Annotated in this window: 18 protein-coding genes and 1 pseudogene; 9 read left to right on the top strand and 10 right to left on the bottom strand. The window is 59.8% G+C overall.

Going from position 1 to position 15566, the window contains the following annotated elements; translation table 11 throughout:
- Window positions 1–21 precede the first annotated feature (21 nt).
- The 3 genes from FFI16_RS29405 to FFI16_RS29395 are packed head-to-tail and all read left to right on the top strand — an operon-like array spanning window position 22 to window position 1963.
- A complete protein-coding gene (locus tag FFI16_RS29405; protein ID WP_138813566.1) occupies window positions 22–1125 on the top strand; it encodes a PepSY domain-containing protein in 1104 nt (367 codons plus the stop codon).
- A complete protein-coding gene (locus FFI16_RS29400) occupies window positions 1122–1298 on the top strand; it encodes a DUF4175 domain-containing protein (protein WP_138813565.1) in 177 nt (58 codons plus the stop codon). Before FFI16_RS29405 ends, FFI16_RS29400 begins: the two co-directional genes overlap by 4 nt.
- A 35-nt stretch (window positions 1299–1333) precedes the next feature.
- Window positions 1334–1963 carry a glutathione S-transferase gene (locus tag FFI16_RS29395; RefSeq protein ID WP_138813564.1) on the top strand — a complete coding sequence of 210 codons (630 nt, stop codon included), beginning with the start codon at window positions 1334–1336 and terminating at the stop codon, window positions 1961–1963.
- Between the two features lie 186 nt (window positions 1964–2149).
- Here the strand turns inward: FFI16_RS29395 and creD are convergent, their stop codons facing one another.
- Genes creD through FFI16_RS29370 form a run of 4 tightly spaced genes read right to left on the bottom strand, consistent with a single transcriptional unit; the run spans window position 2150 to window position 6170 of the window.
- Complete coding sequence (creD, locus tag FFI16_RS29385; protein ID WP_138813562.1) at window positions 2150–3502, bottom strand: cell envelope integrity protein CreD; 1353 nt, start codon at window positions 3500–3502, stop codon at window positions 2150–2152.
- A 51-nt stretch (window positions 3503–3553) separates the two neighbouring features.
- Window positions 3554–4993: a two-component system sensor histidine kinase CreC gene (creC, locus tag FFI16_RS29380; RefSeq protein WP_138813561.1), complete on the bottom strand. Its 1440-nt coding sequence runs from the start codon at window positions 4991–4993 to the stop codon at window positions 3554–3556.
- Window positions 4993–5661, bottom strand: a complete 669-nt coding sequence (gene creB / locus FFI16_RS29375; RefSeq protein WP_138813560.1) for a two-component system response regulator CreB — start codon at window positions 5659–5661, stop codon at window positions 4993–4995. The genes creC and creB overlap by 1 nt, the downstream gene beginning before the upstream one ends.
- Window positions 5662–5669: 8 nt before the next feature.
- A complete protein-coding gene (locus tag FFI16_RS29370) occupies window positions 5670–6170 on the bottom strand; it encodes an ATP-dependent zinc protease (RefSeq protein ID WP_138813559.1) in 501 nt (166 codons plus the stop codon).
- A gap of 196 nt (window positions 6171–6366) precedes the next feature.
- Between FFI16_RS29370 and FFI16_RS29365 the strand changes: the two genes are divergently transcribed.
- Window positions 6367–7245, top strand: coding sequence for an acyltransferase (locus FFI16_RS29365; RefSeq protein WP_138813558.1), 879 nt, complete (start codon window positions 6367–6369; stop codon window positions 7243–7245).
- A 502-nt stretch (window positions 7246–7747) separates the two neighbouring features.
- Here FFI16_RS29365 and FFI16_RS29360 read toward each other — a convergent pair.
- Together FFI16_RS29360 and FFI16_RS29355 are read right to left on the bottom strand one after the other, a co-directional pair.
- Window positions 7748–7840 (bottom strand): annotated as a pseudogene (locus FFI16_RS29360) (DUF2780 domain-containing protein); the annotation flags it as partial.
- A gap of 67 nt (window positions 7841–7907) precedes the next feature.
- Window positions 7908–8171 carry a hypothetical protein gene (locus FFI16_RS29355; RefSeq protein WP_138813557.1) on the bottom strand — a complete coding sequence of 88 codons (264 nt, stop codon included), beginning with the start codon at window positions 8169–8171 and terminating at the stop codon, window positions 7908–7910.
- A gap of 343 nt (window positions 8172–8514) precedes the next feature.
- Between FFI16_RS29355 and FFI16_RS29350 the strand changes: the two genes are divergently transcribed.
- Window positions 8515–9003, top strand: coding sequence for a hypothetical protein (locus tag FFI16_RS29350; RefSeq protein WP_138813556.1), 489 nt, complete (start codon window positions 8515–8517; stop codon window positions 9001–9003).
- A 41-nt stretch (window positions 9004–9044) separates the two neighbouring features.
- Here the strand turns inward: FFI16_RS29350 and FFI16_RS29345 are convergent, their stop codons facing one another.
- Window positions 9045–9617 carry a DUF2780 domain-containing protein gene (locus tag FFI16_RS29345; RefSeq protein WP_138813555.1) on the bottom strand — a complete coding sequence of 191 codons (573 nt, stop codon included), beginning with the start codon at window positions 9615–9617 and terminating at the stop codon, window positions 9045–9047.
- 151 nt (window positions 9618–9768) lie between these two features.
- On the opposite strand from FFI16_RS29345, the gene FFI16_RS29340 reads away from it, so the two are divergent.
- The 4 genes from FFI16_RS29340 (at window position 9769) to FFI16_RS29325 (ending at window position 12519) form a co-directional block, all read left to right on the top strand.
- The gene (locus FFI16_RS29340) at window positions 9769–10395 is read left to right on the top strand and encodes a sigma-70 family RNA polymerase sigma factor (RefSeq protein WP_256666294.1); all 627 of its coding nucleotides are present in this window, start codon (window positions 9769–9771) and stop codon (window positions 10393–10395) included.
- Window positions 10392–11069 (top strand): anti-sigma factor domain-containing protein, encoded by a 678-nt coding sequence (locus FFI16_RS29335; RefSeq protein ID WP_138813554.1) that lies wholly within the window; start codon window positions 10392–10394, stop codon window positions 11067–11069. The genes FFI16_RS29340 and FFI16_RS29335 overlap by 4 nt, the downstream gene beginning before the upstream one ends.
- Window positions 11070–11278: 209 nt before the next feature.
- Window positions 11279–11767, top strand: coding sequence for a DUF3757 domain-containing protein (locus FFI16_RS29330; protein ID WP_178112717.1), 489 nt, complete (start codon window positions 11279–11281; stop codon window positions 11765–11767).
- 491 nt (window positions 11768–12258) lie between these two features.
- Window positions 12259–12519, top strand: coding sequence for a hypothetical protein (locus tag FFI16_RS29325; protein ID WP_256666293.1), 261 nt, complete (start codon window positions 12259–12261; stop codon window positions 12517–12519).
- Between the two features lie 54 nt (window positions 12520–12573).
- On the opposite strand, the gene fdhA is transcribed toward FFI16_RS29325, so the two are convergent.
- The 3 genes from fdhA to FFI16_RS29310 all read right to left on the bottom strand — a co-directional run bounded on the left by fdhA (window position 12574) and on the right by FFI16_RS29310 (window position 15461).
- Entirely contained in the window at window positions 12574–13773 is a 1200-nt protein-coding gene (fdhA, locus tag FFI16_RS29320) for a formaldehyde dehydrogenase, glutathione-independent (protein ID WP_017137993.1), read from the bottom strand.
- 187 nt (window positions 13774–13960) lie between these two features.
- Window positions 13961–14818 carry a formyltetrahydrofolate deformylase gene (purU, locus tag FFI16_RS29315; protein WP_138813552.1) on the bottom strand — a complete coding sequence of 286 codons (858 nt, stop codon included), beginning with the start codon at window positions 14816–14818 and terminating at the stop codon, window positions 13961–13963.
- 10 nt (window positions 14819–14828) lie between these two features.
- Window positions 14829–15461 carry a sarcosine oxidase subunit gamma gene (locus FFI16_RS29310; protein ID WP_101273317.1) on the bottom strand — a complete coding sequence of 211 codons (633 nt, stop codon included), beginning with the start codon at window positions 15459–15461 and terminating at the stop codon, window positions 14829–14831.
- Window positions 15462–15566 lie beyond the last annotated feature (105 nt).

Raw genomic sequence — 15566 nt, 5'->3', positions numbered from 1 at the left:
GGTGTGTCTGAAGGCTAGAAAATGAAAAGCAAAACCATCCGCCGCTGGTCCTTCATCCACACCTGGACCAGCCTGATCTGCACGGTGTTCCTGCTGCTGCTCGCCCTTACCGGCCTGCCGCTGGTGTTTCACCACGAGATCGACCACCTGCTGGGCAACGAGCCGGAACTGGCACAGATGCCCGCCGATACGCCGCAACTGAACCTTGAGCAACTGGTAGCTAAAGCCCAGGCTCATCGCCCCGGCGAGGTCATGCAGTACCTGGCGTGGGACGAAGACGACAAGAACGGTGTGATTGCGATCATGGCCGCCACGGCCGGCACCGAGCCGAATTCGTCCCACACCTTCATGCTCGATGCGCGCACCGGTGAGGCGGTGGAAACCCCGGCGGCCAATGGCGGGCTGACGCTGTTCCTGCTGCGCTTGCACGTGGACATGTTCGCCGGGCTGCCGGGTAAGTTGCTGCTGGCGTTCATGGGTATTCTGTTTGTGGTGGCGATTGTCTCGGGTACGGTGTTGTACCTGCCGTTTATGCGTCGGTTGAAGTTCGCCACCGTGCGTAAAGACAAATCCACGCGCCTGCGCTGGCTCGACCTGCACAACCTGATCGGCGTGGTCACGCTGACCTGGGCGCTGGTGGTAGGTGTGACCGGCGTGATCAGCGCCTGCGCCGATCTGATCATCGCCGCCTGGCGCCAGGACAGTCTCAGCGCCATGATCGAACCGTACAAAAACGCGCCGCCGCTGACCCAGCGCGCACCGGCCACCGAATTGCTGAGTATCGCCGCCAAGGCCGCGCCCGGCATGGAGCCGGACTTTATCGCCTTCCCCGGCACGCGCTTTTCCAGCGAGCACCACTACGCGGTGTTCATGAAGGGCAGCACGCATTTGACCTCGCACCTGCTCACGCCGGTGCTGATCGACGCCAGCACCCTGGCCGTCACCGCCATCGCCGAGCGGCCCTGGTACATGGACGCCATGGGCATGTCTCAACCGCTGCACTTTGGCGACTATGGCGGCATGCCGATGAAGATCCTCTGGGCGGTGCTGGATGTGCTGACCATCATCGTATTGGGCAGCGGCGTTTACCTGTGGATTGTGCGGCGCAAGGCGGCCAAGTCATGAAGCCGCGCCAGTCGAGTTTCTGGAAGGTATTCGGCATCCCGCTGGGGATTGGCCTGCTCAGCGCGGCCGGGTTGTTTGCGGCGCTGTTGGGTGACGGGCTGTGGGATTCGGTGAGTTGGGTGGGGTTGGGTGTTCCGGCTGCAATTGGGGCTTGGGCGTTGCTCAAGCGCTGAGATAGATTAGCGCTGCCCTTTTCCGAGGAATGCCCATGTCCGCGCCCAGCATGACCTTGTTTCACAACCCTGCTTCACCCTTTGTTCGCAAAGTCCGCGTGCTGCTGATCGAAACCGGCCAGCAAGGCCGTGTGGCCCTGCATGGCTGCATGCCCACGCCGGTCAACCCCGATGCACAGGTCATACAAGACAACCCTGTGGGCAAAATTCCGGCCCTGCGCCTGGCCGATGGTTCGGTGCTGCACGACAGCCGGGTGATCCTCGATTACTTCGACCACCAGCACGTCGGCAACCCGCTGATCCCGCGTGACGGCTCGGCCCGCTGGCGCCGCCTCACCCTCGCCTCGATGGCCGACGGCATCCTGGATGCCGCCGTGCTGGTGCGTTACGAGACCGCCATGCGCCCGGCAGAAAAACACTGGGACCAATGGCTGGAAGGCCAGCGCAACAAGATCCACCGCGCCCTCGCCGAGTTAGAGAGCGATGCAATTGCCGAACTGGCCAGCCACTTCGACATCGCCGCCATCAGCGTGGCTTGCGCCCTGGGTTACCTGGATTTTCGCCACCCCGACCTGCAATGGCGTGCCGGCAACCCCAAGCTTGCCGACTGGTATGCCGAGGTCAGCCAACGGCCTTCGATGCTGGAGACTCAGCCACCGGTTTAACAAGCCCCACGATCCAATGTGGGAGCGGGCTTGCTCGCGAATGCGGCGTGTCATTCAGCACATCTGTTTCTGATACACCGCCTTCGCGAGCAAGCCCGCTCCCACATTGAAGAGTGGTGCTGCTGAGGAAGGTGGCAATCCTTGCTACCAATTGCGCCCGCACCTGCTGATCTTCACGTAACCCAATCATTGCAGCACCTCCCGATCCTTGCGCTTGCCTACGCCATACCAATCCAGTTTGCGCGTCAGCACCATCACCGTACCCAGCAGCCCGAACAGCAACAGCGAGCCCATCAGCAGTGCGTAATCCTCGGCGCTCAGCAGCCCGTACAACAAGCCATACAACGCTGCCAACCCCGCCGAAAACCCCAGGCCGTGAGCAACACTGCGCAGCACATGGCACACATAAAAACCAATCAACAACACACAGGCACTGGCGGAGATGAGGTAGGCCAACGCAAAGCCCAAGTGTTCGGATAACGACAGCAACAGCAGGTAGAAAAACGCCAAGGCAAAGCCCACCAATGCGTACTGGATCGGGTGTACCGCGAGGTTCTTCAGCACCTCGAACAGGAAGAAACCGGCAAACGTCAGGGCGATAAACAGCAGCGCGTATTTGATCGCGCGGTCGCTCTTGAGGTACTGGTCCACCGGGTCGATAAAGTTCACGCCGAAGCTGCGGTTGCTGAAGTCTTCACAGCCCTGGCGGTCCAGGCAGGTTTGCAGCGCCTGTTCGAGGTTGGTGGAGAAAAACGAAGTCTGCCAATTGGCGCTGAAGCCCTTGTCGGTGACCTCTCGCTGCGCCGGCAGGAAGTTGCCGATAAAGCTTGGGTGCGGCCAGTTGGACGCGAGTGACACCTGGCTGGTCTTGCCCACTGGCACCACTTGCAGCTGCTCAGTGCCTTGCAGGCGCAGGTCAAAAGCGAAGTCCACCACGCCCGGCTTTTTGCTGTCCTGCTCGGGCAGCGTCACATGCACGCCCTCGCCCAGCCAGTCCACTTGGGAGCCCGGCGAGAACGCCAGGCGTTGGCTGCCCAGCTCCAGCTTCAGGGCGTTTTCGATGCCGCGAATGTCGCTGATACCCACCGCCAGAAACGCCGGATCAAAACGGTAATCGGCAAAGTTTTCCGTAATGCCCAACTGTGCAGGCAGTTCAAAACGCCCACTGACGCGGTTATCGGCATGGAACAGGCGCGCCTGGTAGATGCCGCGCGATCGCAATTCGGTTTGCACCTTGCCGTCGAGTTCAAAGCGGTCCGGCAGGAAATACAGACGACCGCGCTCTTCACGGGTTTCCTCGTAGCGTTTGTTGAGCTTTTCATTGAGTTTCCACTCGCGCACCGTCTTGCGATACGGCACCACCATCACCGGTCCGGTAATGCGCTGGCTGTAGCTGGAGCTGCGGGCGATGTCCATCAATACGCCGTCGCGCAGTTGCTGGCGGTCACTGATGATGCCGTTGATCATCAGCAGCGGAATCAGCAACAGCAGGATCAACAGCGCAATGGCGCCAAGTTTGAAAAGCAGGCTGCGGTTCATGGGGCTCTCCCTGTTTTGATGGGCAGAGCGTGAGCCGCGCGTGTGGGCGCTTTATGTGGGCACTGTGGAGACTGTGTGGAGATGCAGCACCACTTGCACGCCGCCCTGCACATTGCCGATCTGCAACGCGCCGCCGTGCAGCTTCATCACTTCCTCGACAAAGTTGAGGCCCAGGCCCGTGCTTTTGCGCCCGCTGACCGGGCGCGGCAGCGAGTAGAAACGCTCGCTCAGGCGCGGCAAGGCGTAGTCGGGAATCGGCGCAGCCTGATTGAACAGGCTGACCTGCACGTCGTTATGGTGCGTCTGTGCGCTGAAGCGCAAGGTGCCGCCGGGCGGTGTGAAGTCCAAGGCGTTATCCAGCAGGTTGCCCAGCGCCTGGCGCAGCAGGAAAGGCTCACCGAAGACCTTCACATCGGCTGCAATCGTCTGTTCAACGTGCAGGTCAGCACCTTCGATTCGCGCACATTGCGCCTTGAGTACCTCATCGACCAGGGCCGCCAACGGCATGCGGGTCTGTTCTTCCAAACCCTGGCGCTGCTCCACTTGGGCAAGGTTAAGCAACCGCTCGATCAACTGCTGCAGGCGCGCGCTTTCGCTGTCGATATTGCCGATAAAACGCTGCTGCTGCTCACGGCTCATATCGCCCTGCAACAACTCCGCCGCGCCGCGAATCGCGGCCAACGGGCTTTTCAATTCGTGGGTCAGGGTGTGCACGTAATGCTCGACGTAGGCCTTGCCTTCCAGCTGCGTGCGCATGTGCTCCACAGCGGTAGACAATTGCTTGAGTTCGCCGCCCCGGTAATGCGGCAACTCGGCCCGACGCCCTTCGCTTACCGCCTGTGCATACGCCGTGAGCCGATGCAGCGCCACGCTCAGCCACCACGACAGCAATGCGCCCAGCAGCAGGCCCAACACCACCAACCCGGCGCCGTACCACAGCAGGCGGTTCTCGGTGCGATCCACATAGGGCTGCAACGAACTGTTGGGTTTGGCCACCGTGACCACGCCGATGATCTGGCCGTTGTCGCGGATCGGCGCGCCCACGTGCATCACCGACGAGGTGGGATCGTCCAGCTCACTGCGGGTGGAACGGGCGCCGTACTCACCCCGCAAGGTGAGGTACACGTCGTTCCACTGAGAATAGTCCTGGCCCACCGCTTCGCCGGTGGAATCGAGCAACACGATGCCGTTGGCGTCGGTCACGTAGATGCGGTGGTTGACCTGGTTTTTCGGCAGGCCCCAAATGGTCGCGCCGGGCTGGCGATTGCCGTAGGCCTTGAGCAACTCAGGCCAGTGGCTTTGGCCGAGGGTTTGGTTTTTTACGTCATCGCGCAGTATTTCAGCCAACAGGTTGGCCGTGTCCACCAAGGTTTCTTCGGTGGACTGGCGCACGCCGGGGCGGATTTCCTTCATCACGGTATTGAGCACAAAATAACCCGTGAGGCCGATAAACAGCGCATACACCAGGAAGATCCGCAGCCCCAGGCGCATCAGCTGTGGCTCGGGCTGTAGCTGTAGCCGAGGCCGCGATGGGTATGGATCGGCTCGGCATCCGCCGCAATCCCCCGCAGTTTGCTGCGCAGGCTTTTGATATGGCTGTCGATATTGCGCTCATAGCCGGCATCGGCCGGCACGCCCACCGCGTCGAGCAATTGCTCGCGGCTGAACACCCGTTCGGGCTGTTCCAGCAGGCTTTGCAGCAGGCGGAATTCATGCCGCGTGAGGCTCAAAGGCTGGCCGCGATAACTGATCTGCATGCGTTCCAGGTCGACCAGGAACACGGCGGGCGCAGCGCCGGGGCCGACGCGCTTGAGAATCGCCCGAACCCGCGCCGCCACTTCCCGCGGGCTGAACGGCTTGACCACATAATCGTCGGCGCCGATCTCCAGGCCCACCACGCGGTCAATCTCGCCATCGCGCGCACTGAGGAACATCACCGGCACTTCACTGAAACGGCGCAATTGCTTGCAGGTCTCAAAGCCGCTGATGTCCGGCAGGCCGATGTCGAGGATGATCAGGTCGGCAGGCGTCTGGCGTTGATGGGCAAGCGCCTCCTGGCCAAGGCTCAGCCAGGTGGTGGTAAAGCCCTCGCCTTGCAGGGCAAAGATCAGCGTGTCGGCTATCGCCGCTTCGTCTTCGACAATCAGGATATGCGGCATGGGTTCAATCAGCAGTCCGGTTTGTCAGCAGTGTAGCGACGGGCCGGGTTTACCGCCGCGCCGAACTCACGCAGGGCCTTGGCGCCGATCAGCAACGGGTAGTTGAAGCTGCTGCGGTCGGTGAGGTTGACCTCGACGGTGCGCTTGACGTTGCCCAGGCACATTTCCAGGTCGATTACCGGGCGTTTGGCCACGGTGGCTTCGTCCTTGTCGTCGTCTTCATCAGCGCGGCTTTTGATTTTGCTGATGCGCGAGACTTTGTGCTCATAGACCTTGTCGCTGGCGTCCTTGCCGCCAAGGCGGAAGCGCACCCAGTCATCGCCGTCGCGCTGGAAGGTTTCGATGTTGCGGGCCGACAGCGAAGCGGTGAGCGCGCCGGTGTCCATCTTGGCCTTGAAGGTTTGGCCGATCTCCGGCAACTGGATGTATTCGTAGCGACCGTAGAGGGTCGGTTCGGCAGCCATGACAGGCACGGCAGCCAGGGCGAGCAAGGCAAGGAGCAGTTTCACGAAGTGATTTCCTCGGAAAGAAGTAGGCGGATTCTAGACCGCAAAAGCGTTGTTTAGTTAGATCGTTCCCACGCTCTGCGTGGGAATGCAGCTCTGGACGCTCCGCGTCAGCTCACATTCGTGCGGCAATTTGCGATTTGGCCTCTAGACTCAGCTTGCTTATCATGGCCCGCCCACCCGATTCCAAGAGTTACTTATGCGCCGCCTGCTCACCGGCTGTTTTGTCACACTGCTGTTATTGCTCAACACCCTGGTGCTGTTCGGCCCGCTGATGGTGTTTGCCCTGCTCAAGCTGGTAGCGCCCGGCCGCTTTCGCGACTACGCGTCGTGGGCGGTGATGTGGATCGCCGAGACCTGGGCCGAGATCGACAAACTGATTTTCGCCCTGTGCATCCCCACCCAATGGGACATTCGCGGCGGCGACGAGCTACGCGGCGACACTTCCTACCTGGTGATCAGCAACCACCAGTCCTGGGTCGATATTCCGGCGCTGATCCAGGCACTCAACCGGCGCACGCCGTTCTTCAAATTCTTCCTGAAAAAAGAGCTGATCTGGGTGCCCTTCCTGGGCCTGGCCTGGTGGGCGCTGGATTACCCGTTCATGAAGCGCTACACCAAGGCGTTCCTGGCCAAGCACCCGGAGCTGGCGGGGCAGGATTTGAAGATCACCAAAGAGGCCTGCGAGCTGTTCAAGCGCCAGCCGGTGACGGTGGTCAATTACCTCGAAGGCACGCGCTTCAGCGAGGCCAAACGCACACAGCAGGAATCGCCGTTTTCGCGGCTGCTAAAACCCAAGGCGGGCGGCGTGGCGTTTGTGCTGGCTGCGATGGGTGAGCAACTCGACGCGGTCCTGGATGTGACCGTCGTCTACCCGCAGCAAAAAATTCCGGGGTTCTGGGACTTGATCTGCGGCACAGTGCCGAAGGTGATCATTGATATCCGCACCCGTGAGCTGGACCCGGCGTTGTGGCAAGGGGATTACGAGAATGATCCGGCGTTTCGCCAGACCGTCCAGAACTGGGTGAACCAGCTCTGGATGGAGAAGGACCAGAGAATTGAAATGCTGCGCAAATAAAGCTGCCAGCCATTGCCACGGCCTTTTCATTCAATCCGGGCCGTGCGATCAATTCATCCTATTGAATCAAAGTGCGTGCAAACTAACGGGGGACACATTCTCCCCAAATGTTAAGTGGCTGATCGTCTGGCGTTTTCGCATCCTTTGCTGTTAAGTCACTGGCCGCTCCATTGCCGGAATGGGCACGCTGCTGCTGGTGCTCCTTATAACTGATATCTAACCGCGAATAGTATTCCTGCTCCGGCTTTGGCGCCGGCTGGAGGGCGGGGGGAAGGATTGCCAAGGTGTTAATTGGAAAACGCAAATTCATCATAGAATTACCAATGAGTTTCATTAGAAGAAGCCTTCCAAGCTCGTCAGGGCGACTACTTGGAAGGTAATTCTCTGTGGCGCCACCCTTGCGGAAGTTCCCTACAGTTCAATTCGTTAAATTGCGGGGACACTTTCCGTTTTTATGGTCAATAGAGTCACACACCCCGTACGAAATACACATTAAACGTGATTAGCTCCCCGTGCCCCAGGCGGAAGCCAGCTTGCCCAGCACCGACTGGTTGGCGCCTTGACTGCCCAGGTATTGCAGAATCACCGGCGCAAACGGGGTGAACCAAGCATCAGCGCATCAGCGAGGTGTCAGGCCAACCCGCGCGCGTCTGACGGTACACTCACCATTTACGGCCCAACCTCGGTAGCGTGGCTGGATGGCCAGTGCCCCATGCTTTCACCTTGGTCATGGTGTCCTGCTCGGCTACCGCGTCAGCCTGCTCCTGGCAGCCCTTGGGCAAGGTGGCGCAACCTTCGCCAGTTACCCAAGCACGCTCTTTTACCATGGTGTCTTTCTTGCTGACGTCCTCAGCCGGTCCTTGGCTTGCAGCCGAAGGCCAAAAGGCCGAGTGGAAAACAGTATTGAAGAATGCGCTGATGTTCATATGATTGCTCCTACATGATGGCGTTAAAGAATTCGCTACGAACAGGCTTTCCTTCCCGCAACGAACTTCATATGTGGTGAAACATCCGCCACCGTTCCACATTGAGATATTTCGACTCATTGCCGTATTGCCAAGTGAAGAGCGGGTCACCCTCTTGCGTCCGGCATCTCGCAGGGGCGTTCGCAGGAGCGAGGAAGGTAGAGGTATTGAACAGCTGCATCGCCAGGCGAAACCGTTATAAAGCGTCTTGCGAAAAGGCATAAAAAACTGTCAGCTTTCACAGTTACGCCAGCTGCAGGCAGCTGATTAGGCTATAGGCTCCCTCATTGCCGAGTACCTGATCATGATCATCAAACTCTCCCTCGCCGGCATGGCTTTAATGGCGTTAGCCGGCATTGCGCAGGCGGACACTGCCACCTGCCCGCCAGTCAGCACAATCAAAGCCAACCCCTATACCGATCCCAACCCGCAGATCCCAGATGGGTACGAATATAAGGCTCCCGGCCCTGCTGGGCAGACGTGGGAGGGCCAATCTCCAGCCACACTCGATACGTACCTGGAGCCTAAATACCAGTTGGGACTGGTCGGTGCCAAAATAGCTAACGGGAAAGTGTTCTGCCTGTATGGCGGGACCGCTGAAAAAGAAAAAGCCGAACCGGCCGACAAAGTGTCCCGACCCTTCATTAAGCTTCAACTGAGTATGAGCGGTCTGGAAAAAGCGGAGGGTACACAGTGGAACAACGGTATATGTGGTGCACAGGAAGGTGCCGACGCTTTGGAGAACCCAAAGCGCCTGAGTGTCTCGGACTGCAGTTTTAAATACACCCCTTAGCCGCTGACACTCAAACGCCGAAGACTGGGCGCGCTGGGCCTTTAGCTACCCGTGCCCCAGGCCGAAGCCAGTTTGCCTAGCACCGATTCGCTGGCGCCTTGGCCGCCCAGGTACTTGAGGATCACCGGGGCAAACTGGCTGACCATGCCGCTGTCCATGCCCAACGCGCTGAAGGCGGTGTTCAGGTCACTGGTGTTCTTTACGTTACCCAGCACGCTGTCCAGGCCGCTGGTCTTGCTGCCGCCACTCTGGCCAAGCAGCCCGCTCAAGGCGCCGAGGCTGCCCAGGGAGTTGCTGCCCGAGAGTTGATCCAGGCCCGGCACGCTCTTGCCCAATTGCGAGTAGTCGGTGCCGCTGAGTTTGTTCTTGGCCAGGCCCAGCATGGCGCCGGTACCGCCCACGGCCTGTTCGGGGGTGATGTTCAGTTGCGAGGTCAGGGCGCTCAGCAGGCCGGCGGTCTCAGAGCTAGGCGCTGCAGCGGCCGCCTTGTTGTTGCTGCCCTGGGCACCGGAGACGGCATTGGCCACGTCACCGAGGCTGAAACCTGCGGCAAACACCGGGCTGGCGGCCACGGTCAACAGGCAGGACAGGGCAAAACCGCGTGAAATCTTCATCAAGACAACCTCTGAATGTAGGAGCTAAAAGCAGGCGTTTGACTGACAGTCCCGAAGGAATGTTCCCACCTGCAGATTAGTTCAGAAAATTCTGCATCCAACTGTTCCCCGCGTGCGTATATCCCCCATGCACCGCCCGGAGTCGGATGGAATGAATGCTCAAGCTGAACTACCCTCTGCCTACCGTGCGCAGTCCCATCGCCCTCGAACGAGAGCCTGGAGAAGCCCTATTTCCGTCCACGATGCTGACCCGTTGCGGCCATTGCTGGCCCAATGCGCCCTGGGCAACCGCCAGGCGTTCGAAACCCTTTACCGCAGTGTTTCGCCACGGCTGCACGGTGTTGCCTTGCGTTTTATGGGGCGCTCGGACCTCGCCGAAGAAGTGTTACAGGAAGCCTTTGTGCGCATCTGGTACAACGCTTCGCGCTACGAGGCTCACCTGGCAGCGCCAATGACCTGGATGATCAACATCACCCGCAACCTGGCCATTGACCAATTGCGCAAACACCGCGAACAGCCATTAGCCGAGGGCCAGCAGGAAGCCATGCTCGACGACAGCCCCAGCGCCCACGAGCAACTCGACAGCGAGCGCGAAGCCCGCGCCCTCAACCGCTGCCTCGACAGCCTCGACGGTATGCAACGCCAATCAATCAGCGTGGCTTACTTCCAGGGCCTGTCGTGCTCGGAGCTGGCCGAACATTTGGCGGCGCCGCTGGGTTCGGTCAAATCCTGGATTCGCCGTGGCATGGAGCGCCTGCGCAGGTGCCTTGAATCATGAACTACCAAACCACCGCCCTGCGCCGCGCCCTGGCCGCCGACTACGCCATCGGGCTGATGCCCGCCACTGCACGCAAGCGCTTTGACAACCTGCTGCTGGACGATGCCGCGCTGCGCGCTGAACTCGGCCATTGGCAAGATGCCCTCGCCAGCCTGACCGGCGCCGTGCCCGAACGGCCAGTGCCCGAGCATGTGTGGGCCGGCATCAAGGCGCGCATTGAACCGCAAGTGCTGCATGTGCCGGCGAAGAAACCATTCTGGATGAATTTGCGCCTGCTGGCCGCTGCCTGCGCGATCGTCGTGGCGGTGCTGGTGGGTGTGCTTTATCAGCGTGATAGCGGCGCCGAGTACAACGCCACGTTGGTCGCGGCCAACCAGCAGCCGGCGTTGCAGGTCCAGGCGTTTGGCGATCACCTGCAGGTGGAGCCGCTGACGTTGGCGGCTGTAGAGCCAGCACGTGCCCTGGAACTGTGGGTCATTGCGGCCGGTGGCAAACCCGTCTCCCTGGGCTTGGTGCCCACCTCGGGTAAAGGCCGAATCGAGCTGAGCAAGGAACAGCAAGCGCTGCTGACTGCACCCGCGACCCTGGCCGTCAGCCTGGAGCCAGAAGGTGGTTCACCGACCGGGCAACCCACCGGACCTGTGCTGTATCAAGGCGCACTGGCCGCTCGCTAAGCCGAGGTTTGGTCATGTATGGGTGGGTTGTGGGGATCAAAGCAACCGCAAAGCGCTTATTGAATGGAAGCCATATAAAAAGTCTAAAGAACAAATAAGAATAGGGTCCATTCAAAAAAACCATAAAAAACTGTCATTTGTAACAGTATCAAACTAGTTCTTCTCTCCAGATGATAGCCCTTCAAAACAATGGACTGGAGTTTGGAACCATGCACACCAACGTATCAATTATTACGCTTGCCCTGCTGACCGCTTTCGCTGGAAATTCATACGCTGCCAGCTGCCCGGACGCCACTAATGTAAAAGCCCATAAGACCGCACAAGGCTACTCTTACTCTGTCGACGGCTCGGAAGGTTCAAAGTGGGAGTACAGCGCCGACCCCACCGAAGCGGAGCTTTCTCACCCCTTTTTCGAGGCGGCTCGTATCCAGATAGCCAATAATGAAACGGATCCAAACAAGAAAAAAGACTGGGCAGTTCTTTGTCGCTACAAGGATTCAAACAAAGAAGAAGTGACGCTGGCTTATAAGCCAGGCAAACCGATCGAGGCAGTGGGCAATAAATGGGAGAGCGTGTTCACCGCAAGTTTCGATAAGGAAGTCAAAGCCAAAACCAAGGCCCCAAGCGACGCAAAAGCCGCTGATATCCTCTCAAAGGACTGCGTGAGTTCATCGCCCGCAGCCTGCACCTTTAACTGAATATTTGCCCCAAATAAAGAAAGCTGCCCGACGGGCAGCTCTCTTGGAAGTCAATTCGCCTCGTGCAGGCTGATCGCCGCACGCTCCATGTGGCCCCACACGATCTCACGGCGCCCACGCGCGGCTGTACTTGATCACCGGGGTTTGCCCAACGCTGACCCACTTCAACCACCTGACCAAACTCGCGCACATTTGATCTGCATTGGCCGGGCGACTTGCTCCTGGCGATGGATGGCGCTTATAGTTCGGCGGTCGTCCATATGGCGACACGGGTTTGGCGACTCGATTGAAATAATGCATGCAAAAGCACCTGCTCCTTTGCTGGTGCTTTTGCACGCGTAAGGCTGCTTTATGGCGGCTGTGCGCGGGAGACCTTCGGGTCTGCCGGCCTTTGCTTTATTTCACCGGTTCGCCAACCTGCGTACAGCTGCCACCCATTCGTTTGGCGACGTGTGAGTGGTAGCCTCACTCTCTGAAATAAAGGTTAGAACATGAACCGATACATGCCGCTCACCGGCCACGACAGCACCATCCCTTCCCTGCTCATCGACACCCAAGTCCCGCTCGACGTGCTCCACGACGCCGCCGTCTACCGCATCCGCGCGGTCACACAAGTCATGGAAAACCTGGCGTTCCGAGAAGGCCTGAACACCGACAACCTCGTCCTCCAGGACTTCGCCCTGCTCTGCGCCATTCCATTGCGCGATGGTTGTGATTTGCTGGATGTGATCAGCCGGCGCCTACAGGCCTAAACACCAGACGCAAAAAGGGCGACCCACAGGTCGCCCTTTTATTTGCCCCAAGCCTTACGCCGCGCTAAACATCTTATGCGGATCAATCACAAACTTTTTCGGCACGCCCGCATCAAACTCGCCATACCCACGTGGCGCGTCATCCAGGCTGATCACCTGCACACCGACGATTTCCGCAATGTTGATGCGGTCCCACATGATCGCCTGCATCAGTGCGCGGTTGTACTTCATCACCGGCGTTTGCCCGGTGTGGAAGCTGTGGGATTTGGCCCAGCCCAGGCCAAAGCGAATGCTCAGGCTGCCCATTTTTGCGGCGGCGTCCACAGCACCCGGGTCTTCGGTGACGTACAGGCCTGGGATACCGATTTTGCCCGCCACACGCACCACGCCCATCAGCGAGTTGAGCACGGTGGCCGGGGCTTCGGCCTTGGCGCCTTCATGGCCGTGGCCACGGGCTTCGAAGCCTACGGCGTCTACCGCGCAGTCCACTTCCGGCTCGCCCAGTAAGGCGGCGATCTGTTCGTGCAGTGGGGTGTCTTTGGACAGGTCGGCAATTTCGAAACCCTGGGCCTTGGCGTGGGCCAGGCGGATTGGGTTGACGTCGCCGATGATCACCACCGCCGCGCCGAGCAGGCGGGCGGAAGCAGCAGCGGCCAGGCCGACCGGGCCGGCGCCTGCGATGTAGACGGTGCTGCCTGGGCCAACGCCGGCAGTGACGGCGCCGTGGTAGCCGGTCGGCAGGATGTCGGAGAGGCAGGTCAGGTCACGGATTTTCTCCATGGCTTTGTCGCGGTCCGGCAGTTTGAGCAGGTTGAAGTCGGCATACGGCACCAGCACGTATTCGGCCTGGCCGCCGGTCCAGTCGCCCATGTCGACGTAGCCGTAGGCGCCACCGGCACGGGCCGGGTTGACGGTAAGGCACACGCCGGTGTGTTGTTCTTTGCACGAGCGGCAACGGCCGCACGCCACGTTGAATGGCACCGACACCAGGTCGCCGATTTTCAGGTTTTCGACGTCGCTGCCCTTCTCGATCACTTCGCCGGTGATTTCATGCCCCAGTACCAGGCCGGTCTGGGCAGTGGTGCGGCCGCGCACCATGTGTTGGTCGGAGCCGCAGATGTTGGTGGAGACCACGCGCAGGATGACGCCGTGCTCAATCTTCCTGCCACGGGGGTCCTGCATTTTGGGATAGTCGATTTTCTGTACTTCGACCTTGCCGTTGCCGAGATACACGACACCACGATTACCAGACATGCTTTCACCTCGCTGTTGTTTTTATGGAACCGCGTCGCCCAGGCAGGCGGCGCGTTTAAGTGCTCGGGTTACAGATGCTGTTTCCTTGTGTTGTTGCTGATGGCCTCATCGCAGGCAAGCCAGCTCCCACATTTTGATTTGTGAATACTTTCAAAGGTGGGAGCTGGCTTGCCTGCGATGGCGGCCGTCAAAGCACCACAGTCCTATTGGCATTGAGAAAAACCCGCCGCTCAATGGGATACCCAACCGCCCGGGCCAACGTCAGCCCTTCAATATCGCGCCCCTTGGCAATCAAGTCCTCGGGATAGTGGCTGTGGTCCACCACCTCCACACCCTGGGCGATGATTGGGCCTTCATCCAGATCGTTGTTGATGTAATGCGCCGTAGCGCCCACCAGTTTCACGCCCTTGTTGTACGCCTGGTGATACGGCTTGGCGCCTTTAAAACCGGGCAACAGGGAGTGGTGAATGTTGATGGCCTTGCCATCGAGCTTGCGGCACAGCTCCGGCGACAGTACTTGCATGTAACGCGCAAGGATCACCAGCTCCGCGCCGGTCTCTTCAATCACTTGCCACACCTGACGCTCCTGGGACGGTTTGTCGTTAGGGTCGAGGGGGAAATGGTAGTAGGGAATCTGGTGCCAGTCGGCCAATGGCTTCAAATCAGGGTGATTGGACACCACCGCGACCACGTCCATCGACAATTGGCCGATACGCTGGCGGTAGAGCAAATCATTCAGGCAGTGATCGGCCTTGGACACCATGATCACCACTTTTGGCCGATAGTTCGGCGCCGTCAGCTCGAAGATCATGCCAAAGGCTTCACCGCGCGAGGCCAGACCCGCGCGGAACGCCTGCTCGTCAAAACCCTCGGGCTGGCGGAATTCCACGCGGATAAAAAACCGGCCCGAGAGGCGATCATCGAACGAATGGTGCTCGGTGACGTAGCAGCCCTGCTCAAACAGGTAGCGGGTGACCGCGTCCACCGTGCCGAGCACGCTGGGGCAGTCGGCAGTCAAAATCCATGTATCGGGTGCGCGGCTCATGGGTCACTCCTCAGGCTTGAACGCTCAGGCCGAATTCGGCGGACGCATCCTGCAACCACAGCCACCAGTAATCCGAGAAGCTGCGACGGATCAGCAGTTCCCAGGTGTCTTCAGCCGTGTGACGGATCACCAACTGCGACTTGGCGAACACTGTGCCCACCGCCTTGCCCACCGGAAAGTTATTAGGGTGCACGTCGTAGCTGGTGGACTTCATCAGCACGTCACGCACGTTCGGGCCGCTGAGTTCGAGGATCTGCTGGCCGCCGCTGACGTTGACGATCTGGATATGCAACTCGCCCAGGGCAGCCCGCAGGTTTTGTTCGGCGGCGAATTCTTCGCCGCTTGGCACGATCAACAGCCACTCATCCGGGCCGAGCCATTGCAGGCTGGTTTCCCCTTTGACGATGACTTGAAGGGCGCCAGGCAGTTCGATGCCCAGGGCTTTGTGCACACCGGCGGCGAACGCGGCGTCATGGCCATCGCCACGAATCGTCAGGTGGCCGAGGAGTTTCTTTTCACGCACGGTCACGCCGGCGTTCTTGCGGCCCTTGCCGACCAGGCTGGCGAGGTCGGCATGGTGCAGCGACGACTCGGCCTTGGCGCCGGTGGTGGGGCGTTGTTGGTAAACATTGGCTGCTGTCATAAAGCACCTTTCCTGATTCTGTTGTGCGGCTACTGGCGTCTTCGCGAGCAAGCCCGCTCCCACAGGGGAATGCATTCCAAATGTGGGAGCGGGCTTGCTCGCGAA

Origin of the sequence: Pseudomonas sp. KBS0710 (assembly GCF_005938045.2) — a bacterium.
Taxonomy (GTDB): domain Bacteria; phylum Pseudomonadota; class Gammaproteobacteria; order Pseudomonadales; family Pseudomonadaceae; genus Aquipseudomonas.
The sequence above is the reverse complement of the archived record's forward strand: the minus strand, read 5'-3'. Positions and strand labels throughout refer to the sequence as shown.

What these genes read in the sequence shown, in the direction of transcription:
- FFI16_RS29405 (WP_138813566.1), top strand. Translation starts at nt 22, where the DNA reads ATGAAAAGCAAAACCATCCGCCGCTGGTCCTTCATCCACACCTGGACC.
- FFI16_RS29400 (WP_138813565.1), top strand. Translation starts at nt 1,122, where the DNA reads ATGAAGCCGCGCCAGTCGAGTTTCTGGAAGGTATTCGGCATCCCGCTG.
- FFI16_RS29395 (WP_138813564.1), top strand. Translation starts at nt 1,334, where the DNA reads ATGTCCGCGCCCAGCATGACCTTGTTTCACAACCCTGCTTCACCCTTT.
- creD (WP_138813562.1), bottom strand. Translation starts at nt 3,502, where the DNA reads ATGAACCGCAGCCTGCTTTTCAAACTTGGCGCCATTGCGCTGTTGATC.
- creC (WP_138813561.1), bottom strand. Translation starts at nt 4,993, where the DNA reads ATGCGCCTGGGGCTGCGGATCTTCCTGGTGTATGCGCTGTTTATCGGC.
- creB (WP_138813560.1), bottom strand. Translation starts at nt 5,661, where the DNA reads ATGCCGCATATCCTGATTGTCGAAGACGAAGCGGCGATAGCCGACACG.
- FFI16_RS29365 (WP_138813558.1), top strand. Translation starts at nt 6,367, where the DNA reads ATGCGCCGCCTGCTCACCGGCTGTTTTGTCACACTGCTGTTATTGCTC.
- FFI16_RS29355 (WP_138813557.1), bottom strand. Translation starts at nt 8,171, where the DNA reads ATGAACATCAGCGCATTCTTCAATACTGTTTTCCACTCGGCCTTTTGG.
- FFI16_RS29350 (WP_138813556.1), top strand. Translation starts at nt 8,515, where the DNA reads ATGATCATCAAACTCTCCCTCGCCGGCATGGCTTTAATGGCGTTAGCC.
- FFI16_RS29345 (WP_138813555.1), bottom strand. Translation starts at nt 9,617, where the DNA reads ATGAAGATTTCACGCGGTTTTGCCCTGTCCTGCCTGTTGACCGTGGCC.
- FFI16_RS29340 (WP_256666294.1), top strand. Translation starts at nt 9,769, where the DNA reads ATGAATGCTCAAGCTGAACTACCCTCTGCCTACCGTGCGCAGTCCCAT.
- FFI16_RS29335 (WP_138813554.1), top strand. Translation starts at nt 10,392, where the DNA reads ATGAACTACCAAACCACCGCCCTGCGCCGCGCCCTGGCCGCCGACTAC.
- FFI16_RS29330 (WP_178112717.1), top strand. Translation starts at nt 11,279, where the DNA reads ATGCACACCAACGTATCAATTATTACGCTTGCCCTGCTGACCGCTTTC.
- FFI16_RS29325 (WP_256666293.1), top strand. Translation starts at nt 12,259, where the DNA reads ATGAACCGATACATGCCGCTCACCGGCCACGACAGCACCATCCCTTCC.
- fdhA (WP_017137993.1), bottom strand. Translation starts at nt 13,773, where the DNA reads ATGTCTGGTAATCGTGGTGTCGTGTATCTCGGCAACGGCAAGGTCGAA.
- purU (WP_138813552.1), bottom strand. Translation starts at nt 14,818, where the DNA reads ATGAGCCGCGCACCCGATACATGGATTTTGACTGCCGACTGCCCCAGC.
- FFI16_RS29310 (WP_101273317.1), bottom strand. Translation starts at nt 15,461, where the DNA reads ATGACAGCAGCCAATGTTTACCAACAACGCCCCACCACCGGCGCCAAG.